This is a genomic window from Paenibacillus sp. TAF43_2 (assembly GCF_052113545.1).
Lineage (GTDB): Bacteria > Bacillota > Bacilli > Paenibacillales > Paenibacillaceae > Pristimantibacillus.
In genome coordinates this window covers 1-25234 of sequence record NZ_JBFRDK010000093.1, presented here as the reverse complement: position 1 = coordinate 25234, position 25234 = coordinate 1, and the positions used below count along the sequence as shown (strand labels likewise).

23 protein-coding genes are annotated in these 25234 nt (G+C 43.8%); 16 read left to right on the top strand and 7 right to left on the bottom strand.

Features of this window, described 5'->3' with window-relative positions:
- From AB4Z17_RS19550 to pdxR, 4 genes are all read left to right on the top strand, one after another.
- A partial coding sequence (locus AB4Z17_RS19550; RefSeq protein ID WP_441961521.1) for a carbohydrate ABC transporter permease occupies positions 1–605 on the top strand: 605 nt, incomplete at its 5' end.
- Positions 606–650: 45 nt separating this feature from the next.
- The gene (locus AB4Z17_RS19545; protein ID WP_441961520.1) at positions 651–2552 is read left to right on the top strand and encodes a glycoside hydrolase family 127 protein; all 1902 of its coding nucleotides are present in this window, start codon (positions 651–653) and stop codon (positions 2550–2552) included.
- 349 nt (positions 2553–2901) lie between these two features.
- The gene (locus AB4Z17_RS19540; protein ID WP_441909288.1) at positions 2902–3351 is read left to right on the top strand and encodes a DUF1569 domain-containing protein; all 450 of its coding nucleotides are present in this window, start codon (positions 2902–2904) and stop codon (positions 3349–3351) included.
- 414 nt (positions 3352–3765) lie between these two features.
- The gene (pdxR, locus tag AB4Z17_RS19535; protein WP_441961518.1) at positions 3766–5196 is read left to right on the top strand and encodes a MocR-like pyridoxine biosynthesis transcription factor PdxR; all 1431 of its coding nucleotides are present in this window, start codon (positions 3766–3768) and stop codon (positions 5194–5196) included.
- A gap of 62 nt (positions 5197–5258) precedes the next feature.
- Here the strand turns inward: pdxR and AB4Z17_RS19530 are convergent, their stop codons facing one another.
- The 3 genes from AB4Z17_RS19530 to AB4Z17_RS19520 all read right to left on the bottom strand — a co-directional run bounded on the left by AB4Z17_RS19530 (position 5259) and on the right by AB4Z17_RS19520 (position 7837).
- Positions 5259–6485 (bottom strand): benzoate/H(+) symporter BenE family transporter, encoded by a 1227-nt coding sequence (locus AB4Z17_RS19530; protein WP_441961516.1) that lies wholly within the window; start codon positions 6483–6485, stop codon positions 5259–5261.
- A 10-nt stretch (positions 6486–6495) separates the two neighbouring features.
- The gene (locus tag AB4Z17_RS19525) at positions 6496–7239 is read right to left on the bottom strand and encodes a YggS family pyridoxal phosphate-dependent enzyme (protein WP_441961514.1); all 744 of its coding nucleotides are present in this window, start codon (positions 7237–7239) and stop codon (positions 6496–6498) included.
- Between the two features lie 76 nt (positions 7240–7315).
- Positions 7316–7837, bottom strand: a complete 522-nt coding sequence (locus tag AB4Z17_RS19520; protein ID WP_441961512.1) for a pyridoxamine 5'-phosphate oxidase family protein — start codon at positions 7835–7837, stop codon at positions 7316–7318.
- Positions 7838–8130: 293 nt separating this feature from the next.
- Here AB4Z17_RS19520 and AB4Z17_RS19515 point away from each other — a divergent pair, with 293 nt between their 5' ends.
- Together AB4Z17_RS19515 and AB4Z17_RS19510 are read left to right on the top strand one after the other, a co-directional pair.
- Complete coding sequence (locus AB4Z17_RS19515; RefSeq protein ID WP_441961510.1) at positions 8131–8706, top strand: TetR/AcrR family transcriptional regulator; 576 nt, start codon at positions 8131–8133, stop codon at positions 8704–8706.
- 50 nt (positions 8707–8756) lie between these two features.
- Positions 8757–9191, top strand: coding sequence for an SRPBCC family protein (locus AB4Z17_RS19510; protein WP_441961508.1), 435 nt, complete (start codon positions 8757–8759; stop codon positions 9189–9191).
- A 144-nt stretch (positions 9192–9335) separates the two neighbouring features.
- Here the strand turns inward: AB4Z17_RS19510 and AB4Z17_RS19505 are convergent, their stop codons facing one another.
- Positions 9336–9806 (bottom strand): MarR family winged helix-turn-helix transcriptional regulator, encoded by a 471-nt coding sequence (locus AB4Z17_RS19505; protein ID WP_076270469.1) that lies wholly within the window; start codon positions 9804–9806, stop codon positions 9336–9338.
- 163 nt (positions 9807–9969) lie between these two features.
- Between AB4Z17_RS19505 and AB4Z17_RS19500 the strand changes: the two genes are divergently transcribed.
- Positions 9970–10848: an SDR family NAD(P)-dependent oxidoreductase gene (locus AB4Z17_RS19500; RefSeq protein WP_441961506.1), complete on the top strand. Its 879-nt coding sequence runs from the start codon at positions 9970–9972 to the stop codon at positions 10846–10848.
- Between the two features lie 342 nt (positions 10849–11190).
- Entirely contained in the window at positions 11191–11559 is a 369-nt protein-coding gene (locus tag AB4Z17_RS19495; RefSeq protein WP_441961504.1) for a DoxX family protein, read from the top strand.
- A 71-nt stretch (positions 11560–11630) separates the two neighbouring features.
- Here AB4Z17_RS19495 and AB4Z17_RS19490 read toward each other — a convergent pair whose 3' ends face one another.
- Genes AB4Z17_RS19490 through AB4Z17_RS19480 form a run of 3 tightly spaced genes read right to left on the bottom strand, consistent with a single transcriptional unit; the run spans position 11631 to position 13496 of the window.
- On the bottom strand, positions 11631–11996 hold the full coding sequence (locus tag AB4Z17_RS19490; protein WP_441961502.1) for a GntR family transcriptional regulator: 366 nt from the start codon (positions 11994–11996) through the stop codon (positions 11631–11633).
- On the bottom strand, positions 11996–12649 hold the full coding sequence (locus AB4Z17_RS19485; protein ID WP_076270473.1) for an ABC-2 transporter permease: 654 nt from the start codon (positions 12647–12649) through the stop codon (positions 11996–11998). Before AB4Z17_RS19485 ends, AB4Z17_RS19490 begins: the two co-directional genes overlap by 1 nt.
- A complete protein-coding gene (locus AB4Z17_RS19480; RefSeq protein ID WP_076270474.1) occupies positions 12642–13496 on the bottom strand; it encodes an ABC transporter ATP-binding protein in 855 nt (284 codons plus the stop codon). Before AB4Z17_RS19480 ends, AB4Z17_RS19485 begins: the two co-directional genes overlap by 8 nt.
- 666 nt (positions 13497–14162) lie before the next feature.
- On the opposite strand from AB4Z17_RS19480, the gene AB4Z17_RS19475 reads away from it, so the two are divergent.
- The 8 genes from AB4Z17_RS19475 to AB4Z17_RS19440 form a co-directional block, all read left to right on the top strand.
- On the top strand, positions 14163–15404 hold the full coding sequence (locus tag AB4Z17_RS19475) for a BclA C-terminal domain-containing protein (protein WP_441961500.1): 1242 nt from the start codon (positions 14163–14165) through the stop codon (positions 15402–15404).
- Between the two features lie 488 nt (positions 15405–15892).
- Positions 15893–17599, top strand: coding sequence for an amylo-alpha-1,6-glucosidase (locus AB4Z17_RS19470; protein WP_441961498.1), 1707 nt, complete (start codon positions 15893–15895; stop codon positions 17597–17599).
- Between the two features lie 191 nt (positions 17600–17790).
- Positions 17791–19539 (top strand): sensor histidine kinase, encoded by a 1749-nt coding sequence (locus tag AB4Z17_RS19465; RefSeq protein WP_441961496.1) that lies wholly within the window; start codon positions 17791–17793, stop codon positions 19537–19539.
- Positions 19517–20734, top strand: a complete 1218-nt coding sequence (locus AB4Z17_RS19460) for a response regulator transcription factor (RefSeq protein ID WP_441961494.1) — start codon at positions 19517–19519, stop codon at positions 20732–20734. The genes AB4Z17_RS19465 and AB4Z17_RS19460 overlap by 23 nt, the downstream gene beginning before the upstream one ends.
- Before the next feature lie 115 nt (positions 20735–20849).
- Positions 20850–22130: an ABC transporter substrate-binding protein gene (locus AB4Z17_RS19455; RefSeq protein ID WP_441909315.1), complete on the top strand. Its 1281-nt coding sequence runs from the start codon at positions 20850–20852 to the stop codon at positions 22128–22130.
- 29 nt (positions 22131–22159) lie between these two features.
- Positions 22160–23137, top strand: a complete 978-nt coding sequence (locus tag AB4Z17_RS19450; protein WP_441961492.1) for a carbohydrate ABC transporter permease — start codon at positions 22160–22162, stop codon at positions 23135–23137.
- Positions 23134–23946, top strand: coding sequence for a carbohydrate ABC transporter permease (locus tag AB4Z17_RS19445; protein WP_441961490.1), 813 nt, complete (start codon positions 23134–23136; stop codon positions 23944–23946). Before AB4Z17_RS19450 ends, AB4Z17_RS19445 begins: the two co-directional genes overlap by 4 nt.
- A 53-nt stretch (positions 23947–23999) precedes the next feature.
- Positions 24000–25234 (top strand): sugar-binding domain-containing protein (locus tag AB4Z17_RS19440; protein WP_441961488.1); only part of this gene is annotated, 1235 nt, incomplete at its 3' end.

Genomic DNA, 25234 nt, shown 5'->3' with positions numbered 1-25234 from the left:
TCGTTCCTTCCTGTTTGGCGGGAACGTTTACGGCCACCTTGTGCGGATATGCCTTTGCGAGGCTGCGGTTTCGGGGCAAACAGTTGATCTGGGCCCTATGTGTCGGTTCAATGCTTTTGCCTACCATGGTTACGCTCATTCCGCTGTACATTGGATGGACGCGGGGTTTGGGGGTCCATGACAGCTATCTGCCATTGATTTTGCCATATTTTTGCGGAGGCGGCGCGTTTAATATCTTTTTAATTAGACAGTTTATACTCTCCATACCGAGAGAACTCGACCAAGCGGCAACGATTGACGGAGCCGGATACTTCCGCATCTTGTTCAATATTATTATTCCAGCGATCAAGCCCGCCATGATCGTCGTCGCATTGTTTATTTTCATCGGCTTGTGGAACGATTTGCTCCAACAGATGATTTACATTAATTCGAGCGATAAATTCACCATAGCGTTGGGGCTCACCAATTTCAGAGGTCAATTAAAGCAAGATTGGTCGATGACGATGGCCGCCACGTGCTTATCCTTTGCTCCGGGTGTCATTTTCTACCTGATTGGTCAAAAGTATTTTGTAGAGGGAATCACGATGACCGGATTGAAAAATTAGTTCGGATCAATGTCGCAATGTCCCAATGAAAGGAGAATTATCGAAATGAATGTGAGGCTTAATGACCAATTTTGGCAGCCCAGAGTTCGGCAAACTATCCAGGAAACGATTCCATATCAATGGAAGGCGCTGAACGATGAAATCGAAGGCGCGGAGCCAAGTCACGCCGTAGAAAACTTCCGCATCTCGGCAGGAGAACAGACAGGAACTTTCTACGGAATGGTCTTTCAGGACAGTGATGTAGCCAAATGGATCGAAGCTGCTGCGTACAGCCTGAGGCACTTTCCGAATCCGCAGCTCGAAGCCGTCATCGATGCGGTTGTTGATCTGATGGGACGTGCCCAACAGTCAGACGGCTATTTGAACACTTATTTTTCAGTCGCTGCACCGGAACAGCGCTGGAAGGATTTTTCATTCGGGCATGAGCTTTATTGCGCGGGCCACCTGATCGAGGCCGCGGTGGCTTATTACGAGTCCACGGGCAAGCGGGCTTTTGTTGATATGATGTGCCGTTATGCCGATTATATAGACCGGATTATGGGTCCGGATTCGGATAAAATGCAGGTGTACTGCGGGCATGAGGAGATTGAGCTCGCGCTCGTAAAGCTGTTCAAGGCAACGAAAGAACAAAGGTATTTGCATTTGAGCCGATACTTCGTAGAGGAGCGTGGAAAGAAGCCGAGTTTCCTAAAGGAGGAGCCCGAGTTCGGCGGACCATCCAAGGATCGCTGGTTCGATCTGGATTACCATCAGGCTCACACCCCCGTAAGAGAGCAGGAAACGGCAGAAGGACATTCTGTGCGTGCCATGTATTTGTATTCGGCTATGGCGGATCTCGCGATTGCATACGGAGATGAAACGCTGACCGAAGCGCTACGCAAACTATGGATTCATGTGACTTCCAAGCGGATGTATATAACGGGAGGGCTTGGCTCGCAAGGTCATGCCGAACGCTTTACGATTGATTACGATCTGCCTAACGACACGGCATACACTGAAACATGCGCATCCATCGGACTTGCCATGTGGGCATTTAGAATGCTCCAGATTGAAACTGACAGCCGATACGGGGATGTAATGGAACGCGTTCTATTCAACGGGGTGCTGAGCGGGATGTCGCTAGATGGCAAACGTTATTTTTACGTCAACCCATTGGAGGTTCATCCTGCTGTAACTCAATACCGTTACGATATGCAGCACGTCAAAACCGAGCGCGTGCCATGGTTCGGCTGCGCTTGTTGTCCGCCTAATATTGCGCGGCTGCTAACGTCTTTGGATACTTACTTCTTTACGCAAAACGGTGCGGATATCGCTATGCATCTTTATGCTTCCAATGAGAGCACATTCGATGTTCAAGGAAGAAAGCTGATATTGCATACGGAAACTCATTATCCATGGAACGGAGATATCCAGATCCGACTGCAAACGGATGAGCCGACCGACTGCACGCTTTCTTTCCGGATTCCTTCATGGTGCAGAGACCCTTACATCACGGTTAACGGGAACTTGCTAGCGCTGGATATGATCGTCAAKAGCGGATATGCGCATATCAGCAGAACATGGATGGAAAACGACGAAATCAAGCTGCATTTCCCGATGATCGTCGAGCGTATTGAGTCGAACCCCAAAGTGCACGAGAATGCTGGCAAAATCGCTTTGCAATACGGTCCGCTCGTTTATTGTATGGAGGAAGTGGACAACGGGCCGGATCTTACGGACATCTGCTTTCCCGAAGATTCTGAATTAACGGCAGTGTATAAGGAAGATGTTCTAGGCGGTATTGTCGTGTTAACCGGAGAAGGGCTGCGTTCAGATTTTTGTTGGGAAGATGATCTGTACAGGCCGGTCATGCGAAAGAAGAAGAGCGTCCCAATCTTGGCTGTGCCATACGCATTTTGGGGTAATCGGAAGCCGGGCGAAATGACGGTTTGGATTCGCGAAAAATAAAAAAGTCGAACGAATGCTTTTTGGATTAAGACACTGCGCTTGAACCGATGACCTCTTACATTCTCATAAATATTGTTAAGCCGACATGAGACTTCTGCTATGCAGAAGTCTTTTTATATGATAATAGTGATCTGCTTGGGTTTCGGGTTGTGCAATACCTCTATAGTTTCGACCGCTCGGAAGTAGTGGAAGGTGGATGATCGACAGAAGGTTGTCATTATGGTAACCTGCAATCATGACAAACTCGACTGAAAAGCCGGATGATTCGCTTGTCCGATTCTCATATTGATTATTTCTAACCAATATGGTTTCTATGAACTGCTCATTTAAGGAGAAGGGACGGCAATGAATGAARAGTATTTTTGATCGAAACCATACGAACGAGATTTTAGCACGTATCGATAAGTTAGAGGGTCATTCAGAACCACATTGGGGGCAGATGAATGCTGCTCAAATGCTGGCTCACTGCTCCGCATTCCAGGACATTGCCTCGGGCGTTTCTTTTCCAAAGAGAGGATGGCTTGGGGTCGTGATTGGAGGCTTCGTGAAACCAATAATGTATAATGACAAAACATTGCCCCGCAATATGTCAACGATCCCGACCATTAAATTTACAGATGAAAGAGAATTCGAGAAAGAAAAAGAATTATTGAAACAAAAAACCGACTTATTTCAGCGCAATGGACCGGAGAGGTGCACGACTCATCCCCACCCCTTTTTTGGCAAGCTTACCTCCGAGCAGTGGGGCATCGGTATTTTTAAGCACTTGGACCATCATTTAAAGCAGTTTGGCGTTTAGTTTTCTCTGTGTGATGTTTGGGCTAGGGCATATTTCAAGAGGTCAACGGCTTGATCCCGCTAGTCTCCATTAAACCATAAATTCAAACCACTTCTGCTGAAGTGGTTTATTTATTTGTGACAATCGTTTTCTATTTATATATTTTTTTCATACAATTTCCCATAATTTTGTGGTAATTTGGCGATAATCATTTGTTAGACTAAGCACAGAAACATGAAGGAGATCACGCTATGTACACGATTTATCTTGTTGAGGATGATATGAACCGGATGGAATTGGTTATTTTTTATAACTACATTGCTGGGGCAACTAGAAGCATGATAGTATTTCAAGTAATGGAATGCTGCTAAATGGTTATTAGAAGAAATTTAAGCAATCCATAAATTAATCCGAATACAACTAGAGGTGAACAGGATGCTGAAAATTAACCGTGAGGACAAGCGTCCAATATGGCAACAACTGCTTGATCAAGCAATCCATAACATCACAACCGGCAAATGGCCGCCAGGCGAATTGCTGCTGCCTTCTCGTGAACTTGCACTATTAGTGGGTGTCTCTCGTTCAACGATACAGATTGTTTATGAGGAGTTATTTAGTCGCGGCTACACGGTTACTTCAAGGCGCGGCGGAACAAGGGTGAGCGACTGGACCAGCAGAACAAGTTTTGCAGAGGATGTGAAACCCCAAGGGCCTATCACCCCAGAGTTACCTTTATTAAACGAGGCAGTCAGTCATTTGCAGAGCTGGTTTAGAGGGAAAGAATATCAAAATGTTGAGATCGATTTCAGCCCGCATGAGCCGTATTTGGATCAACATTTTCAGAAAAACTGGAGACAATCATTTTTGCAAGCCTCGAAAGAAACGGACCTGGACAGTTGGACATATGGCAACGCTTATGGTTTCGTTCCACTACGCGAGCAGATTGGGCGTTATCTGTCACTCGAGCGAGGGGTTCATGTGCATATCGATCAAATTATTTTAACTTCGGGCGCACAACATAGCCTTGATTTGATCGCTCAAGCACTATTAAATGAAGGAGAAACGGTTTCCGTAGAAGATCCCGGGTTCCCCGCCGCATGGATGGCCATGAAATATCGGCGGATGAATGTTGTTCCTGTCCCTGTTGATGATTACGGATTACAGGCAGACCACATTCATCCACAATCAAAGCTTGTTTATGTTACGCCTTCACATCAGTGTGCAGTTGGGGTGATCATGTCGGAGCCCCGCAGGCAACAATTGCTACATATGGCTGCTCAGCAGCAATTTTGGATTGTGGAGGACGACTATGACAGCGAATTTCGGTATCGTGGAGACCCGTTGCCTACGTTGTTTAGCCAGCAATCTCAGAACACATTGTATATGATGAGTTTTTCAAAAATGATTGCTCCTGGTATACGAATATCCGCAATCATTGGACCCCAAAAAGCCATTCGCCAGCTAGCACAAGTCCAAGAGCTAACCTATCGTCACCTTCCGATTATGGAGCAATTAACGCTTACACACTTTATTGAACATGGGTATTTCATGCGTCACATGAGAAGGGTCAGAAACGTATATCGGCGCAGACATGAAGCGATGTCGAAAGCCATTAGCTCATCTGGGTTAGGAGAACGTTTCAAGCTAAGCGGCGTAGAAACGGGATTACACATGTTTTTAGAAGCGGAAGACTCGTTTAATGAACAAGCCTTTACGAACCAAGCGTTAGAAAAGGGAGTACGCGTTTATCCACTGAGCCATTATTGTTTGGAAAGTAATCGAAAAGGGTGGGTGCTTGGTTTTGCTAAAGTAGATGAGTCAGCAATAAAAAAAGGGATTAATCGTCTTGCGGAGATGCTGCTATAATTCGAACATCTCCGTCTCTTGGGTGAGTCGATCTGTCTCTGTATTTATGATCATGTTTCCTACTATTTCTGCTGAGCTTGTTTTATTCTACTCATTCTGGGTGATTTTTGGCGGAAATGTCCATGTATCAAAACATGCGCAGCCAAACCTGCAACGAGACCCCAAAATGCACCGCCAACACCAAGTAATGTAACATTTGCAGCCGTTGCTAAAAAAGTAATCAGAGCTGTCTCACGTCCCATGGGATCAATTAAAGCGCCTGCAAGGCTGCTGCCAATTGTTCCAAGCAAGGCTAGTCCCGCTAACGTCGCGATGAAGGTGGCAGGAAGAATCAGAAACAAAGCAGCCAACGTCACACCAAATAGGCCGACGATAATGTAAAAAACACCACAAGCAATTCCTGCTATATAACGTTTATTTGAATCTTCATGCGAGTCTTTACCTGTACAAATCGCTGCAGTAATAGCTGCTACATTAAAAGCATGCGACCCGAATGGTGCTGCAAGGAATGAGCCTAAACCGGTTACTGTCAAAATCGGATTCGCACTCGTTTTAAATCCATCATTTCGCAATACTAGCATTCCAGGCATATATTGCCCCGTCAAAGTAATAACAAATAGAGGTAATGCTACGCTGAGTAAAGTATCAAATGAAAGCTCGGGAACAACAAATATCGGTGTTGCGATTGCCCATTTGATATTGCTGAAATCAACATTTTTTACACTAATCAGGTAGATAAGTCCAATTATTAAAATACCGATGATAGCGTAACGGGATGTAAACCTTTTTAATATTACATAAGCAGCAAATAGGACAACGACAAGTAACGGGTCAAATTCCGCTCCACCGAAGGCTGAAATACCAAACTTCAATAGAATGCCAGCCAGCAAACCAGAAGCAATGCCTGAGGGAATAAGCCGTACGAAACGCTCGAACATTCCCGATAATCCCAAAGCAATAAACCCTAAAGCAGAGATGATGTAAGCGCCAATCACTTCAGAATATGGGGTTACTGCTAATGCCGAAACGAGAAAAGCTGCACCTGGTGTGGACCAAGCCGTAATAATCGGTTCACGGTATCGATAACTTAGCCAAATACCAGTAATCCCCACACCAACGGAGATCGACATTACCCATGAAGCAGTCATTTCAGCGCTCAGATCAGCTGCTTTGGCTGCTTGAAATACGAGAACAAAGGTCCCGCCATAGTTGACAATGACAGATATTAAAGCAGCTATGGTAGGAGATATAAAATCACGGCTGCGCAGTGAAGATGATATTGTATCCATATTCTCTCTCCTAATCATTCTGTTGTGCGGTTTCATCCCAGTAATACTCATCCGGTAAATATCGCTTGCCAAATACGCTTGTCCCTACTCTTATAATGGTTGCCCCTTCTTCTATAGCAACCTTGAAATCCCCAGACATGCCCATCGAGAGAATATCCATTGTTACCCTAGGCAGCTCCTTCTCTATAATCTGTGATTGAATTTGTTTTAATAAGCGGAAGCAGCGCCTTGTCTCGTCATTTGTAGCATTCAGTTTTCCAATAGTCATCAAGCCTTTAACATTTAATGTTTCAAAATGAGACAATTGTTGAACCAACTCCAGTGCAGATTCCGGTAAAACACCGAATTTGCTTTCTTCAAATGATGTATTGACTTGTACCAAGATATCCAAAGTTTTGTGTTCTTTGAGGAGCTGCTGATGCAAGGCTTTTCCGAGCTTCAAACGATCCACAGAATGAATGAGAGTGACATATTTAACAACATCCTTCACTTTATTCGTTTGCAGATGTCCGATAAAATGCCATTCTACTTGGTTGTACTGCTGCATTAGCGGGAATTTCTCGCGAAGTTCTTGAGCTTTATTTTCGCCAAATAATACTTCACCCGCTTGTATGGCAATGCGCAACTTTTCAAGCTGAACCGTTTTTGTCGCTAACAAAAGCTTCACTTCATCTTTCTTGCGTCCTGAGTGCTGGCAAGCAAATTCCATCTGATCCCTTACGGATCTAAGATTTTGTTCAACGAAATGGACCATGTCCGTTCAGCCTTCTTTCTGGAAACGCACAGACTATGCGCAATGTTTTTTCTGTATAGTCATCCATTAGACTTTTTTACTTGTACATTTTTTCTGCCTCAATCGGATTTTCTTTTGCTGTTATTTGATGGGGATCAATTCGGTACACCTGAACAGATGTATTGAAAACAGCAGACCTGTATTTATCTACATGCTGTTTGGACAATGGGCGGTTATAATAACCAGGCACATATTTGTTGAGCATTTCCTGCAACATATATGTAGCTTCTTCCAGATCAACGATGAGCTCGGCCTTGCCGAAAATCATGACGCTCATATAGGCTGTGTCTGTCTTAGCCGGTACTGGATCAGTAATGGTTCCATATTCTTCACAAACCGTAAAACAAACCTCAGGGTTTACACTCATGACCTGATTGCGTCTCCCGCCTGCGGCACCATGAAAATAAAGCTTCTCATTTGCCCAAACAAAGTTGAGCGGAACAACATAGGGCAGCTGACCATCAACCATGCCTAGATGGCCAATTCGCGCTTTGCTTAGGAAAGCTTCAATTTTGTTGCTATCGAGCACCTCTCTAACCTTGTAACGAACCATATCCATTCTCAACCACTCCTTCAATACTGATTTATTTTCGCTAGCATATCAGTCATTGGAGTGAGTTAGTAGATCCAAAAATACTCTTATCGAGCAATCCATATTTATTTGGTGGTTCGGAAATTTCTATGGCATTGCCACTCAAAGGAAAATGGTGTCTGAATTTATCGCAATAACTTTTCGCCGAGTTGGCTTCATTAGCGATTAAATCCAGATTCAAAGAGCCTGTTGACATTTCACGATGTACTAACTATAAACATCTGGGATCTACTAATATAAATGAGGATTTGGAGAACAGGATGACCACCGACAATAAAAGCAAGCTGATGCTGGCAGCAATTGATTTAATGGCTGAGAAAGGCTACAAAGGCGTATCAACTAAGGAGATAGCTGCAGCGGCAGGCGTTAGCGAGATGACCTTGTTCCGCAATTTTGGAAGCAAGCAAAACCTACTGGACAAAGCAGTCGATCATTATCATTATTCGATTGAAATGACTAAGATTTTTCATGAAAAAGTAATTTGGGATTTGAGAGCGGACTTGCTCATGATAAGCCAAATGTATCATGAGATCATGGATCGAAACCGTAAACTGTTTCTCATTGTCTTGAGTGACAACGAGCTGGTCGAGATTCGTGAGAAGGCGCAGAAGCATTCGCGGAAACTATTGGAGCTATTGACGAATTATTTTGCAGACATGCAGGAAAAGAACAAACTGATTGCAACCGATGCGGAAACACAGGCGATTACCTTCATGTGGATGAATTATGGAGCTTTCATAACACAGCTATTTGGTGCGTCATCCATCACTAAGGTGACCCAGCAAAATTTTATGCAATCGAGCATTGAATTGTTTGTTAGAGCTCTGACTCCGTAGTTTTTAAGCATTAGTTAGTGAGTACCTACAACCATTTGGGAGGTGTTGCAATGAGCAATAAACAATTTTCCGAATCAGGCAAAATAGTTGGTCAAACAGCATCGGTGGGTTATGAAGTTGGTGTTCGGAGAACGTTTCCGATTTCGCGAGAAGAGGCATGGGCGTTTCTTGCCTCTACCGAAGGGCTGAAATTATGGCTCGGCAGTCTATCGTTCCTAAAATTTCACAAGGGAGAGACTTTTACGACTCCTGAAGGTATTTCTGGTGAATTCAGGGTTGTAAAACCGTTTCAGCAGCTTCGGTTAAAGTGGGAGAAAAACGAATGGGAGAAACCATCGACGCTGCAAATCCGGCTGCTATCCGATAACCCTGACAAAACAACGATCAGTTTCCATCCAGAGAATCTGGATCATCCGAATACGCGTGAACAAATGAAGCTTTATTGGGAAGATGTATTGATGGCCATTAGGTTAGGCCCCAAATAAACTTCACAAACAACAAATAAACTACTTCATCTAAAGTGGTTTATTTGTTGTTTGGTGGGGCCTTGCAAGGGGATCCAATGATCGAGCAAGCCCAATTAGGCGATTTTTTAGGATCATGTCGTACATTTTTCAGCCTTGGCCAATTCATAGGATCTCATTATTTTGCTCAAATCCATTAATGGACTTAAGCATTTCGATAAATGTATCAAGTTGTTGATTATCCCATTGGGATATGCGTTCATAAAAAACGTTTTCCTTTTCCCGCAGAGCATCAAATGTTTTTTTGCGTCCAAGTTCTGTGAGAGTAAAAAGTATCGCTCGGCGATCATCCGGAGAGCCTTCCCTTTTTACATAACCCAAAATCTCTAGTTGTTTGACGAGACGGCTGACTGAGCTTCGGTCCATAGCAGTTGAATCTGCCAAAATAGAGGCGCTTGTTGGACCATGGGAGTACAGCCATCTCACAATATGGAAAGCCGCAGGTTGTATTGAGGAATCGAAATAAGCAGAAGTTCTGACATTCAGCGCATGCGAGGCGCTGATGAGGGCGTTGATTTGTTCGCCGAGCTTCAGCTCTAATTGTCCTCTCAGCGTGTCTTTACGTTCTTCATTCATTATTGGTACCACCTAACCTGGATTTTTCAAAGATAGCACATTCTATATTTAATTGACATATATCAATCACTTATATATAGTTGATATATATCAATTATATATTTTCAGCAATAGGATGTCAAAATGACCATGAAAAACATGCAATCCATAAAGGAGAATGAAGATGACAGCAAATCCGATAATCGTAATTACTGGCGCTACAAGTGGCTTGGGGCAGCTTGTTGCAATCGAAATGGCTAAGCGAGGCGCTCATCTTGTTCTAACCGCTAGGAGTAAGAGCCGTGCAGAAGCAACTGAAAAAATGATCAAGGAGCGGACACCAACAGCTGAAATTAACTTTTTCTATGGTGATTTGTCATCAATGAAGGATGTCCATCGTTTGGGTCAAGAAATATCAGACGCAGTTCCCAAGATTGACGTGTTATTAAATAACGCTGGCCTTCATGCATTTGAACAGAGGATTACGTCAGACGGATTAGCAGAAATGATGGCTGTGAATTATTTTGCGCCATGGTTATTGACCCATCTCTTGCATCATTCCTTGAAAAAAGCAGGAAGTGCAACTGTTGTTAATGTTGCTTCTGAGGCTTCTCGCCGTCATGGGGAGCTTAAGATACCGGCGGATTTACTCGATACAGCTCCTTTTACTTCTAAAGGCTCATCCGCGGTATACGGGAAAACCAAACTTTTAAATATAATGTTTACTGCTGAACTTGCACGTCAATGGGATGGAACAGGAATCAGTATTCATGCACTGAATCCGGGATTTAATGTTACGGGTCTTGGAAGAGAATTATGGTTTGCCTCGATGCTGGAGCGTCTGCTCCATTTCTGTCGTATTGGGGATCCGCGAAGAGGAGCCGATATCATTATTCGTCTAATGACTGATCCTAACTATCAGGGAAAATCAGGAGGATATTATAATGTTGGAACCGGCGATCCCATAGTACCCGTGCATCCTGGGGGAATGAAGGAGATGCAAAGTAAATTATGGAATGATACATGTGATATTCTAAGGCAGAAAGGCTTCTTTGGAAGTTGATCGGAGCAGTGGAAACTAACCATAGGAGGAGAGCGTTAAGCTGGTAGTAATGAGGGACCCTCTAGGCCCCACCATAATAAACAAATTAACCACGTCCATCGGACGTGGTTTTTTGCTCATTAGCCTATGGGGAGATGCACCATTAAAATATTGCCAAAATAAAAGCGTCATGTTTTATGATGAGCTGGCATGCGGAGTATTAAGAATCCAAACCGTTAAATGGATAAAATTTTCATAAATTACATCGTAATAAATGCTTTACAAGACATATGTGGGTGTACTATTATGGAATAGGACACCAAATGGTGTCTTATTAGAGAATAGAAAGGATGAGTATTTTAAATGCATATACTAGCCATTGTTCTTCAAAGCTGGCTGCTTTTTTCCATGGCTTTTTTTGGAGGAAGCAAGATTGCAGGAGCAAAGCATCAGGTTGAACTGTTTGATTCAATTAAACTTCCTCAATGGTTTCGCGTCATTACGGGCTACGTTCAAATTGTTGCCTGCATAGGACTCATTGTCGGCTATTGGTATGCGGGGATTGCGGCATGGACCGCATTATTGGTAGGCGTCATGATGCTATTGGCGTGCCTCACGCATTTTAGAGTCAAACATCCAATCGGAAAAATATTCCCTGCCATATTAAATCTTTTGATAGCTGCTGCAGTAGTGCTTTTATATGCAGATGAACTGTCCAATCTATTTGGGTAAAGATAGTGGGATTCACCAATAAAACAAATCAACCACGCCCATAGGACGTGGTTGATTTGTTTTAAACCTATTCAATAGATTTCCTTCAAAAGCTCGAAAACTTCCTCTAAAGTAAGGCCGAAGGTTTTGTAATAGGAAGTGTCAATAATCATTTGCTTCATAATCATTTCATTGCGTTTTTGCAGCATCTCATCAGGCGAGAGCTCGGCTACAAAACAGCCTTTGCCGGTTACGGTATAAATCAAGCCAAGCCGTTCAAGTTCTTCCCACGCTTTTTTTACGGTAATGATACTAACACGAAGCTCTGTGGCGGCTTGTCGTATGGGAGGTAAGCTGTAACCATTTTCTAGTTCACCTTTTAGAATTTGTGCGCTAATTTGTTCAAAAAGCTGCTGATAGATCGGTTTATCAGATGAGTTCGAAATAGCTATGTTCATTAAATTTCCACTTTCTGAAAACGTTTGATTGCAATATGATAAGCGATTATCGTAAATATCGCAAATATGACGATGCCCGAGAACAAGATGGATAGATGAATTCCCAAATGATCAGTACCATTTCCTTTGAAAAGATCATACACAAATGAATTCTGTATTCCGAGCCATTCTGCGCCTCCTGCAAACAGTATCGCAGCTGTAATGGACACAATCGTTGCTGCGCCGTATTTATAGGCTGTTTTATAATACATCGATATAAGGATAATGTTGAAGATCGCAATCATAACGAAGCATAGTCCCCAAAAACCAAAGGATGGTTTGAAGAAAAAATAGGTCAGATTTGGATATAAGCGAATAGTAATCAAACCATATATCATGGCAACAATGATGTGCATTAATTCCAGAATAACAATAACGTATACCTTTGCTTTTACAATGTCTTTTTTGGTTACAGGCAGCATGTTGGTAAATATCAAATCATTCTGAGATTTATACCCTGCAAACATATTCGGAATCGTGAGGAAACAGAAGTAGAGGATGACAAGGAAATATAACCATGATGGAATTAGCATTAAAGCACCCGTCAAAAAAGGCATGATATAAAAGAATGGGCTTACGCCTAGCTTTAATTCTTTCATTAGTAAATTATACATGCATAATCTCCTTTTTCGCGAAATAGATCATAATCTCCTCAAGACTAGGCAAAGTTGATTTAATATTCCAAGAGGGATCAAAGTCTTTAGTATGAATCAAGGCTGTAAAGCCGAATGAATTCTTTTTGTAGGCGATTAACTGGTCTTTTATCAAATCCAATTGTTCTTCTTTCCCATTCACCAAGCGGTAGGTATCAATAAATTCTTCTTTCTCAGAGCTGTTGATAATATGACCGTTATCGATAAAAGTAATATAATCGGCACATTTTTCCAAATCAGTTGTGATATGAGTGGAAAACAGGATGCTGATTTCACCATCTTCTACTAGTTCCTGAAAAATATCCAATAAATTGTCCCTTGCCACCGGATCAAGTCCGCTTGTTGGTTCATCAAGAATAAGCAGCTTTGCGCCGTGTGATAAAGCGATGGCTAAGCTGTATTTCACTTTCATCCCGGTTGATAATTCAGCTATTTTTTTGTTTTCATTCAAATTAAATCTCTTGAGATAATTGTAATAGGCTTCATCATTCCAATTATGATAGAACTTTTTGATTACATTAGTTAATGTTTTGACTTTGTTTCGAGTATAGAAATTGATGTCACCAAAGGCAGAGCCAATTTCTTGTTTTAATTCGAGCTCGTGTTTGGTCATCTCCTTGCCCAAAATACTAATCTCGCCGCTATCCTTATGAATCAAATTCAAAATGGCTTTTATTGTCGTTGTTTTTCCTGCGCCGTTGGCTCCGATAAATCCCATAATATAACCCTTTTCCAGTTGRAAAGATACGTCTTTTAAATGAAAATGCTCATATTTTTTATTTAAATTTTTAATTTCTAACGCAAGCATATAATCAACTCCTTTGCAGATTGTGTATGTTGTGCATGCACAATATATCATTGAAGCCATTCGCATGTCAATAACAAGAAATTTACGGATGAGTTTGTTTATTTCTTGTTTATCGTAGTTTGGCATACTTTTGTCGATTAAAGGCTAATCGCGTCGAATTGGCATAAAATTCATTTTAGAACATTGGCCCATGCCCTATACGAATGTCTTTCATACGATATACAGTGCCTTATGTTAGATGACAGAGTAAGCAATTGCTCAATGAGTAATGTGATTATTAAAAGTAAAAACGGAGCTTACCGGGTGAGTTGTTTTTAAAGTGTGCGGAGTGTAACAGCACATGGCTCAAGCAATCCGAAGCTGCTTAAAATAACACCAGCCCAATTTACTTGTTTATTTAGCGTGGCTTAGTCAGTGAAGATTCAAAACATCGATAAGTTAATCAAATTTTTTATTCTCAAATGGGCGAGACAAGCCAGCGGCGCTGACTCGTCTTTATTAATAAATAGTGTAGATGTGAAACCAGTTCTGGAAGGATAACGGTCGTAGTCAGGGATGGGATCAAGGTTTAGTCTAATATGATATTGCCTTGGTTATCGCTGTTTAGGAAGGCTTTGTATAATGGCGTTCTAACACTATTTTGATTCATATGGTGCAGCTAAGGAGATGAGATCACTGAAGAAGATAACAGTAAAAAAACGTTTTGCTCGTTACAATCACAGGCATTTTCAATTTAGAAAAAAACGATGCCATAAGTGTAAGGAAAGGAATTGTAAATGCGGTATTAGACAGGAAGTTATAGTAAATGTCAAAGCAAAGCGTAGAGCAGCGAGTGTTAAAGGAGCAACCGGAACAACAGGAGCAACAGGAGCAACAGGAGCAACGGGAGCAATAGGTGTAACGGGATTAACAGGAGCAACGGGAGCAATAGGTGTAACGGGATTAACAGGAGCATCAGGAATAACGGGAGCAATTGGGGTTACAGGAGCAACCGGAGCGACAGGAATGATAGGTCCAATTGGAACAACGGGAGCAACAGGTGATCCAGGTGTGACAGGATCAATAGGGGCAACTGGGGTTACAGGAGTAACTGGTCCAACAGGAAATCCAGGTGGGGCGACAGGTGAAACAGGATCAACAGGAGCAACGGGAGCGACAGGAGCAACAGGAGTAACGGGCGCATCAGGAGCAACAGGAGTAACGGGAGTAACGGGAGCAACAGGTGAAACAGGAGCAACGGGCGCATCAGGAGCAACAGGAGCAACGGGCGCATCAGGAGCAACAGGAGTAACAGGAGCAACAGGTGAAACAGGAGTCATAGGAGCGACAGGAGTAACGGGAGCAACAGGTGAAACAGGAGCAACAGGAGTCATAGGAGCGACAGGAGTAACGGGAGCAACAGGGGCAACGGGGTCAACAGGAGTGACAGGTGAGACAGGTGAGACAGGAGCAACGGGGTCAACAGGAGTGACAGGAGTAACGGGAGCAACAGGTGAAGGGTTGTCAGCTTACGGTTATGTATTCAATACAGGTAGCCAGTCAGTAGCGGTAGAAACGGATATTATTTTCGATAGCAATGGTAATCTAAATAACATCACCCATACACCGAATACTTCACAAATTATGATAAATAACGCTGGAGACTATGCCGTTTATTATATTGTAACTGCAGTAGAAAGTAATCAATTTACCTTGTATCAGAATGGTGCCCCTGTTGGTGGAAGCGTGTATGGCTCGGGTGCCGGTACTCAACCTAATCCAGGCATGATTATTATTACTGCTGCCGCTAGTGATGTACTGACTTTAAGAAATCATTCCAGCGCCTCTAGCGTTACATTACAAACCAATGCCGGGGGATCACAAATAAATTCAAATGCTTCCATTCTTATTATGAAAATAAGTTCTTAGGATTTCTTTAAAAATTTTGAAAGGATGAGCTCAATTTAGTTTCCTGAACTATTTAGTTGGAAATGTAAGTAATTCAATACGGTGAAACGGGTTATAAAATACCTCAAGGTGAGAGCAAACTACAGCGATGAGGCCAGTGGTGATCTCCCTTAGACCGCAACAAAAAAAATCAATCACGTCCATTGGGCGTGATTGATTTTTTATATGTTGGAATAACCACAGGATCAATCCGTGTGGATGGAATAAAGTGAGAAGGTTGCATCGAGGAGGGAGGTCATCGTCTGAATCCAATACGATCAAATTTAAGAACTATTTGGAATACCGATTCGAACAAAAGTACAACATTCATCAAACAAAACTCCCCCGTCGTAATAAACAAAGCCTCTAACGAAACAAATTTCCCACCCATCAGAAACAACTGTCCGTTTTTTCCGAGGACGCCTTTCGATACAATGAAAGCGTATACTATTCCGTAAAGGAGATTAGATATGAACTTTGACTTAAGTATAGTACCTTTCAGTCGAAGAGAATCGTTCCTAGCGATCTCCATTTTGCCTGAAGCCAAAGATAGAATACAAGGCCTATATATGCGCACCGTGCGCGGTGGCGATGATAAATTCGGCGAAGCTTTCCATATCGATATGCTCGATGAAAGCGGCCAATCTGTATCTTTCCTGTCCAAAGCTTTCCCGGAGCGGATTCAGTTGATATCGGAACGCGGCTTGACGGCAGAAATTTGTATATCTGACAGCCGGACATTCCGAGTTCGCGCGAACGGCTGCGGRATTCGCTTGACCTTCCGTACGGCCGCTTACGATTATGCTTATCAAGCGTCACCTAGCAGCTGGGAAGTAAACAGCTTCACCCATGAATGCAGGTTCATGCTTACTGCGCTTGTTGGAGAGCTGCGGATGGAAGTACCATGGGACAAAATCAAAAGCTCGTATGTTATCGCAAATTTCTTGCCGGACAATAATACAGGTAAATTAGAATTTGCTATTGAAGAGTTTAGGACCATTTTGGAGCCGCGAATGGCTTGGGAACCTTTTGATGACGTCGTAAAGCAAGTGAAGGAAGAGTTTAATTTGTGGTTGGATAATAGTTTAACGCTGCCACAACACTGGGAAGAAAGCCGAGTACTTGCCGCTTATATTACGTGGTCCTGCCTCGTTCCGGCAGAAGGCTGTCTCACTCGGCCAGCGATGTATATGTCAAAGAACTGGATGACGAATATTTGGAGCTGGGATCACTGTTTTAATGCGATGGCGCTTGTTCGCCATGATCCGAAGCTGGCATGGGATCAGTTTATGATTTTCTTTGACCGGCAGGATGAGAGCGGGCTTATCCCGGATTTCATCAACGATAAATATGAGCTGTGGAATTGCAACAAACCGCCCATTCATGGATGGACACTTGCTTGGATGATGGCGAGAACCGATTTTATTAAGGAAACGCAGCTTCGTGAGGTTTATGGGCCTTTGTCCAAATGGACAAAATGGTGGTTCAACTACCGCGATGGCGATAGCGATGGCATTCCGCAATACAATCATGGCAACGACTCCGGCTGGGACAACAGTACGGCGTTTAACAATGGCATTCCGGTAGAGAGCCCAGATTTAGCAGCTTTTCTTATTCTTCAAGCAGAGCTTTTAGCTGAAATTGCTGAAATGTTCGGTCACGTGGAAGAAGCAGTCGAATGGAGACAGCTTGCTGAGGGAACAATGAAAAAAATGATCAGCCATTTTTGGAAAAATGGTCAGTTTACAGCCTGCCGATCAGGTACGCATGAGCTATCCGAAGGAGACAGCCTATTATTGTTCGTTCCAATTATATTGGGCAAACGTCTACCTGAGCATATCCGTACTGCACTGCTAGAAGGGCTGCGTGATGAGAACAGATTCTTAACTGCTAATGGCTGGGCGACGGAGAGTGTGAATAGTCCTTTCTATAGTGCTGACGGCTATTGGCGCGGTCCAATCTGGGCTCCCTCGACTATGATACTGGTTGAAGGTGCTGTCGCAGCAGGAGATCTTGAGCTTGCTGAAATGGTCTCACGCCGGTTTTGCGCGATGCTGGACCGAAGCGGGATGGCCGAAAATTTCGATGCGATGACGGGTCAAGGTTTACGTGATCGAGCGTTTACATGGACGTCGAGCGTGTTCCTCATTTTGGGGAATGAGTATACAACCGAATGAATCACTGCACTTCCAATAAGCCAATAATAGGCTGACGGGAGGTGCTTTTGACGTTTATGGGAATAAGATCTCATTTGTGATTGGTGGGTTGTCGTCCACAGCATATTTGCTGGAATTGCTTCTCATTGTTTGGTAAAAGAGGTCCATGATACACTTCAAGTATTATGGAGTGGAGGAGGAAGGATGTAATTATGATGAATCATATACTTAAGAAACTCAGACTTCCTCTTTTGTCTGGCTCTTACCGGAGCATACGAACCAAGCTGCTCTTCTGTTTTCTCATTGTGACCATTATTCCGCTGCTCTCGCTTGGAGCTTTGTCTTATTACCAATCTGCGAAGGTCATTAATTCTCAGTTTGGCAAATATGGAGATAATGCAGTGGCTCAATTGGAACAGCAGATGAGCTCTTATTTGAATCGAATGAATCAGACAACAGAAACTATTTATTCCTATTTGCTTGATCCTGCGCGCGTTGATCTAAGTGATCGCGTGCCGACTACGTATAAAGATATCATGGTTAAAAATGATTTCGAAGCACTTTTGAAAGCGCTTAAATCCGATCGAACGATTGGCATCTATATTATTACCAGTTCCGGCTATTATTATGGGGAAAATAATCTTGATGTATCCAAGCTCAGCCTCATTCCCGCATGGCAAGCCATGAACCATTCGATTGGCGGCAAGTATTGGTTAGGATTTTACTCTCRGAACCATGCTATGGGCGAAACGATGGAGAACGGGATCTCATTGCTTGGCTTGGCAGTACCGGTTAATAGTCCTTACGGAGCGCTGCGAGGCAGTAAAATATTAATCGAAGAAAATGCCGAGGATCTGCTTCATATGTTCAAGCTGTTCGAGAATGATACGAAGGCACATCTCAAAATTGATGATCCACAAGGAAGGATTATCTATGAGACGGCAACCGACTTCGAGCCCAAAGAGAGTGACATCTTATGGACTAAAACTATTGCTGTTAATGGGTGGAGCATTGAGGCACGATTGCCTGCTGCATCCTTTTATCGCACTTCCGACATTATACGGTCGAATACCGTCATCGTCGCTTTTGGCTCCTGTCTGCTGGCCTTTGGACTCGCATACTTGTTCTCTTCCCGGTTTACCGCACGGATTCGCCGCCTTAAGGATGCGATGCAGAAGGTAAGTTTCGGAAAGCTGCATACGAGGACTCAGGTTGAATCCCATGATGAGCTAGGCATCCTGGATACAAGCTTTAATAATATGGTCAGCGGGATACAATCGTTAATTGGCGAAGTTGAACGGAGCGAGCGACTTAAGAAGGAGGCGGAGCTTAAGGCTTTCCATTATCAAATTAATCCCCATTTACTGTTTAACACGCTTAATTCGATTCAATGGAAAGCGAGACTGCAAGGAGCAGAAGATATCCGTCAGATGCTGTATCACCTTACGATGGTGCTTGAGGGTAATTTGGATATCTCACAGGAATTGATTTCTATGGAACGTGAGCTTCGGATGATTGATCATTTTTTGAAAATTCAAGAAGTTCGCTACGGTTCCACGTTCGAGTATGAGCTGGAATGCGATGAGCATTTGAAACGCTATCTGATTCCTCGAATGACGCTGCAGCCATTGTTCGAAAATATTTTTTTCCATGGCTTCGAGGATGGCAAGGGTGTGATCCATTTGACCGTAAAGGAAAAAGGCAATCATTTATTGCTTAGTTTATCTGATAACGGAGCTGGCATTTCACCAGATAAGCTAAAGCTTCTACTATTGCCCAATATGACGAATCGCAAGGGCCGAGGAGGACTTGGTGTGCAAAATGCCGATCAGAAATTTAAACTGCATTTTGGCTTGCAATATGGGTTAACCGTACAATCGATTCAGGGTGAAGGGACTACGATCATCATTGAATGGCCCAAAAAGGAGGAAAACCTGCATGAAAGCAACCAAGATGATTAAGGTGTTAATCGCAGATGACGAAAGTATTGTCCGCAAGGGACTTCGCTCAACCGTTCCTTGGGATAAATATGGAATGGAAGTGGTCGCTGACGCTTCAAACGGCCGCAAAGCCTGGGATGCTTTTCTTGAACATCAGCCTGAAGTTCTCATAACAGATATTGTCATGCCCGAGATGGATGGCATCGAATTATCACGGAAAGTAAAGGAGAAGGCTCCTCATACAAAAATAATTTTACTCAGCTGCCACCGGGATTTTGAATACGCGCAGCAGGGCATGAAGCTGGGCGCATCAGGTTATCTGCTCAAAACCGCCTTCGAGGACRAAGAGCTGGAAGGAATGCTGGCGAAGTTCCAGAGTGAACTGGGGGCGGCTTCGGAATCCGCGGTGCTTGAAGAAAATGGCATTGATCAAGGTGAACGCTTGAGTACCCTGTTGTACGCTTGGTTGAATGGACATAACAATAAATTTATTGGCGAGATGGAGAAACGTACTCGCGAGGAGTGGTCTTTCCATGGCGAGCCTGTCTATATCTATTTGGTCAAGACTTCAGGCTGCGAGTCATCCTGGCTTGATCTATTGAAGAAAGTGACATACGAGGATCAAAAAATTTGTGAAGGGACGATTATTCCTTATGGGGAGGAACGCTGCTACTGTATCGTCCCGCAATCTAAATTAAATGTCTTGGACATGCTGCTAGTGGAGCAAAAGAGCAAGAATACGAAGCTGCAGTGGGCCAAAAGAGGGCCGCTCATGCATGCGGATGAACGACTTCAAGCATGGTCAGCGCTTCATAAAGAAGCAGAACTGGAGAAAGCCCACAGCGTATCCGCAGTGGATTGGCCAGAGGCAATTTGGCGAGCAGTTAACTTGCTGCATGATAACCCAGCGGCAGATTGGTCAGTCAGCGACGTGGCCAAACAGGTCGGCCTCAGCCGCAGCCATTTCTCGATCCTGTTCAAAAAAGCAGTAGGGGACAGCTTTGTCGCCTATCAGTATAAACGCAAGCTGAAACTTTCCTATGTGTTATTGAAAGAAACGACGCTTACGATGCAGGACATAGCCGAGCGTACAGGGCTTGGCGATAGCAAATATTTCAGTAAATGGTTCAAGCGCTGCACGGGGCAAACGCCCAGCTGCTACCGTACCCAACAAAAAGGCAGTACGCTCCAAACAGATGTGCACCTTCCCAAGTAAATCAAACAAAACCACACCAACATTCGAATGTTTAACGGTTTTGTAGCGCTTTCATTTTTATTAAGATGAAAGCAGTTCAATTACGAAGTACTACACGGATAGGGGAGCTGCCAGAATGAAGAACAAAATTTCTCTTATTATTGTGACGACGGTTATGACTGTGACAATGCTTACTGCATGTTCAGGCAATAACGAAAGTACAAATGGCACGACAGCGAAGCCTGATAATGAAAAAGGTTCTACAGCTTTGAAAACGCTTCGATTCGCTACATGGGATACTGGGGATGCGCTCAAGATTGAGCAGGATATCGCTAAGAAGTTCGAAGCCAATCATCCTGGCACGAAGGTTCAGGTAGAGGCTTACGCAGATGGATTTGACCAAAAGCTGGCTGCAGGCTTTGGGGCTACAAATCCTCCCGATGTCATGTACATGTGGGATTTTCCAACCTATCACCAGTCGCTTGAGCCGCTTAACAGCTATGCAGACAGTGATGCGGACCTGAAAAAGGATGACTTCTACAGCGGCCTATTTAATTACGCGACAATTGACAACAACCTTTATGGCATTCCTGCAGGTTTCACGACACGTGTTGTGTACTACAACAAGAAAATGTTTGATGATGCGAAGGTTCCTTATCCGAAGGATGGCTGGACATGGGATGAGTTTCAAGAAATTTCCAAGCAGCTGACGGACAAAACAAAGAAGCAATATGGCTTCGGAGTTCGGGCTGAGAATGACACTTATGATCTGCAAGGGTTTGTATGGAGCAATGGCAGCTCCTATATATCGGATGACGGTAAAACAATAGACGGTTACATGAACAGCAGCGAAACAGCAGGTGTGATTCAAATGTTTGGCGACATGTTAAAGGACGGCTCTGCCGTGCTTGCAGGTGGTAAAGGTCAACAAAGCGGCGAGGATATTTTTAAAGCTGGCAAAATCGCCATGTGGGAGAGCGGAATTTGGCCGCTCGAATCTTTCAAGCAAGCTGGCATTGATGTAGGCACCGTGGAGATGCCAGCATTTCCAGGCAAGCAGGTTAAAGGCGTTGTCGCAGAATCTGCGCTGTCCATTGCCAAGGATTCCAAGCAAAAGGATTTGGCTTGGGAATTTATCAAATATTATGTATCGAATGAAGCAATCAAGATGCGCGTAGCTGATTTGCCAGTAAGATTAAGCGTCGTGGAAGAGCTCAAAAAAGATCAAGATCCTCTGTACAAGCCGTACTACACGATGCTTGAACGTTCTGATAATACACCGGCTTTCCTGCTTAACGCAAAGTGGAATGAAGTGAATAGACAGCTTTCCGCGGCAGTAGAAGCAGTTATGCATGGCAGCAATGCGCAGGAAGCATTGAATCAGGCGGTAAAAGATAGCGAGCGTTACTTGAAATAACATTATAGCTGCAGAAAGAAGGTTAGGAGATGGCTCAGACCTACCCACAGACAGCAGGAAAACATTCAGCCAGCCTGAAACGCAGATGGGGTGGGGCTGTGCCCTACCTCTTCATTTTTCCATGGATCTTTGGATTCCTCGTTTTCACTTTGGGACCGTTGTTGTTTTCACTTATTATTTCTTTTTTTGATTGGCCGATCGTGGGCAAGGTGCAATTTATTGGATTTGGCAACTATGTAGAAATGTTTACAGATGATCCGTTGTTTTGGAAGTCATTCGGCGTCACGATTAAGTTTGCAGCGCTATTTGTTCCGCTCAATATTGCAGTTGGGCTCGGACTTGCGATTCTTCTTAACCAGAAGACACGGGGCAGTGCGATTTTTCGAACAGCATTTTATTTGCCTTCTGTCATCTCAGGTGTAGCTTTAGCAATGATCTGGTCTTGGGTGTACAGCGGTGATTACGGCATATTGAATTATTTTCTGTCACTCGTCGGTGTACAAGGCCCGGACTGGCTGAATGAAACACAGTGGTCTCTTGTTGCTATGGTTGTCGCAAGCCTATGGGGACAAGGCGCAATGATGCTCGTCTTTCTCGCTGGGCTCAAGGGAATTCCAAAGGATCTTTATGAATCCGCATCGATAGATGGGGCTGGTTTAATCAGGCAGTTCATCAGTGTAACGATCCCGCTGCTAACGCCGACGATTTTGTTCAACCTAATTACTTCAATTATAGCGGCATTTCAACAGCTCACTCTCGCGTTATTGCTCACGGGCGGAGGTCCTATGAAATCTACGTACTTCTATGCGATGTACATGTATGAGAATGCGTTCAAGTTTTTCAAAATGGGTTATTCTGCTGCAAACGCATGGTTCATGTTTCTTATTGTGCTCACATTGACTTTTTTTGTATTCAAGTCGTCAGAGGCTTGGGTGTTCTATGAAGGTGAAATGAAGCGTTTGCCGGAGAAGAAATCAAAGTCCAGTGGAAAGGGGAGATCCGTATGAGGCGGATCATCGTTTATACGCTGCTGATCATCTGCTCGCTGATGTTCGCTGCCCCGTTATTTTGGGCGTTAACGACCGCTCTTAAGTCGCAATCGGAGCTGTATCTTTTTCCGCCAAAATGGATTCCTTCGGTTTGGAAATTCAGCAACTTTGCGGAAGCATGGACGACGCAGCCTTTTAACTTATTTCTGAAAAATACGCTTATCGTAACTTCGTTGTCTACGATTGGCCAGTTAATATCCTGTACTCTAGTAGCTTACGGGTTCGCGAGATTTGATTTTAAGGGTCGCAATCTGCTTTTCCTAGTTGTACTAGCGACGATGATGGTTCCTTGGGAAGTGACAATGATTCCGCAGTATATGGAGTTCAACTATTTGGGATGGATTAATACGCTCAAACCGCTTATCGTACCTTCTTGGTTCGGTTCAGCTTACTTCATATTTTTGCTGAGGCAGTTTATTCTTACGATTCCGCGTGAGCTTGATGAGGCGGCAACTATAGATGGGGCGAGCAAAATTGGAATTCTTGTGCGGATTATAGTGCCGCTCATGGGACCATCGCTTATTTTAGTCGCTGTGTTTCAAATGATGAGCTGCTGGAATGATTATCTGGGGCCGCTTATTTTCCTTAATGATCAGTCGAAGTACACACTAACGCTTGGATTAGCGCAGTTCAAGGGCATGTTCGGCGTCGATATGCAGTCGATTATGGCGATTACTTGCCTCATCTCGATTCCTCCGCTCGCTGTATTTTTTTTCGCACAGCGTTATATTGTCGGTGGAATAGCAGGTACGGGAATTAAGGGATAGGCAGCATGAATAGATAGAGTGATAGAGATAGGTTTAGGAGAGGAGCGGCATCGATGCGAAACGAGAAAATAGAACGCGATTGGGATAACCTTGCCATACTTGCACGTGGCCGTGCGAAAAGCCGATCATATTTCATCCCGTATTCCGATCGTGCTGGAGCTTTGAGCTATGACCGAGGGAGCTCCCCTTGGTTCCGCTCATTAAATGGCAGTTGGAAGTTTCATTATGCGAAGGGGCCTGAGTGGGCACCGGATAGATTTTATGAAGACCATTATGATACATCCAGCTGGGATGAGATTCAGGTTCCAAGTCATTGGCAGCTGAAAGGTTATGGAAATCCGCATTATACAGACTTGTATTATCCATTCCCTGTTGATCCGCCTTATGTACCGAATGATAATCCAACAGGCAGCTATATACGAGAATTCGAGCTGCCTGCACATTGGAATGGAAGAAAGCTTGCCGTCAAGTTCGATGGCGTTGATAGTGCCTTTCATTTGTGGGTTAACGGGACATTCGTGGGATACAGCCAAGGAAGCCGATTGACATCAGAGTTTGATTTGACGCCTTATGCGAAACCGGGTATCAACCGTCTAGCTGTTCGTGTATACCAGTGGTCGGACGGCAGCTACTTGGAAGATCAGGATATGTGGTATATGAGCGGTATTTTTCGAGATGTATATTTGATTTCGGAGCCATCAGCGGTTCGTATTGTGGACTACCGAGTCATTACCGATTTGGATAGTGAATACTGCGATGCGATGTTATCGGTACAGGTGGAACTGAGTGGAGAGGATCTGCAAGGCGAAGTTCGGCTGGAGCTGCTTGGCCCTGAAGGTGCTTTTGTTTCCTCAGCAGTGAAGCAAATCTCATCTGCTGATGGTCAGACTTTCGTAGCAAGTTTCGCCATTCCAATTGTGAAGCCAGCCCTTTGGAGTGCGGAAGCTCCTGCTTTGTATCATCTGACAATAAGTATTGTGGATCAGAGTGCACAAATGATCGAGACCGTTGCTCAGCGGGTGGGCTTCAGGAAGATAGAAGTAAAGAACGGCCAATTTTTGGTGAATGGCAAAGCCATTTTGCTCAAAGGCGTAAATCGTCATGACCATCACCCTGATACGGGACGAACAGTCACCCTATCGACGATGATCCAAGATGTGAAAATGATGAAACAGCATAACATTAATGCGGTTAGAACGGCACATTATCCGAATGATCCGAGATTTTATGATATTTGTGATGAATACGGTTTGTATGTTATGGAAGAAACGGACTTAGAGACACATAT

Bases quoted from the DNA above. Each gene is read 5' to 3' on its own strand.
- pdxR (WP_441961518.1), top strand. From the start codon at position 3,766: ATGCTGAAAATTAACCGTGAGGACAAGCGTCCAATATGGCAACAACTG.
- AB4Z17_RS19490 (WP_441961502.1), bottom strand. From the start codon at position 11,996: ATGAACATAGCTATTTCGAACTCATCTGATAAACCGATCTATCAGCAG.
- AB4Z17_RS19500 (WP_441961506.1), top strand. From the start codon at position 9,970: ATGACAGCAAATCCGATAATCGTAATTACTGGCGCTACAAGTGGCTTG.
- AB4Z17_RS19510 (WP_441961508.1), top strand. From the start codon at position 8,757: ATGAGCAATAAACAATTTTCCGAATCAGGCAAAATAGTTGGTCAAACA.
- AB4Z17_RS19525 (WP_441961514.1), bottom strand. From the start codon at position 7,239: ATGGTCCATTTCGTTGAACAAAATCTTAGATCCGTAAGGGATCAGATG.
- AB4Z17_RS19455 (WP_441909315.1), top strand. From the start codon at position 20,850: ATGAAGAACAAAATTTCTCTTATTATTGTGACGACGGTTATGACTGTG.
- AB4Z17_RS19450 (WP_441961492.1), top strand. From the start codon at position 22,160: ATGGCTCAGACCTACCCACAGACAGCAGGAAAACATTCAGCCAGCCTG.
- AB4Z17_RS19495 (WP_441961504.1), top strand. From the start codon at position 11,191: ATGCATATACTAGCCATTGTTCTTCAAAGCTGGCTGCTTTTTTCCATG.
- AB4Z17_RS19520 (WP_441961512.1), bottom strand. From the start codon at position 7,837: ATGGATATGGTTCGTTACAAGGTTAGAGAGGTGCTCGATAGCAACAAA.
- AB4Z17_RS19485 (WP_076270473.1), bottom strand. From the start codon at position 12,649: ATGTATAATTTACTAATGAAAGAATTAAAGCTAGGCGTAAGCCCATTC.
- AB4Z17_RS19475 (WP_441961500.1), top strand. From the start codon at position 14,163: ATGAGATCACTGAAGAAGATAACAGTAAAAAAACGTTTTGCTCGTTAC.
- AB4Z17_RS19515 (WP_441961510.1), top strand. From the start codon at position 8,131: ATGACCACCGACAATAAAAGCAAGCTGATGCTGGCAGCAATTGATTTA.
- AB4Z17_RS19505 (WP_076270469.1), bottom strand. From the start codon at position 9,806: ATGAATGAAGAACGTAAAGACACGCTGAGAGGACAATTAGAGCTGAAG.
- AB4Z17_RS19445 (WP_441961490.1), top strand. From the start codon at position 23,134: ATGAGGCGGATCATCGTTTATACGCTGCTGATCATCTGCTCGCTGATG.
- AB4Z17_RS19530 (WP_441961516.1), bottom strand. From the start codon at position 6,485: ATGGATACAATATCATCTTCACTGCGCAGCCGTGATTTTATATCTCCT.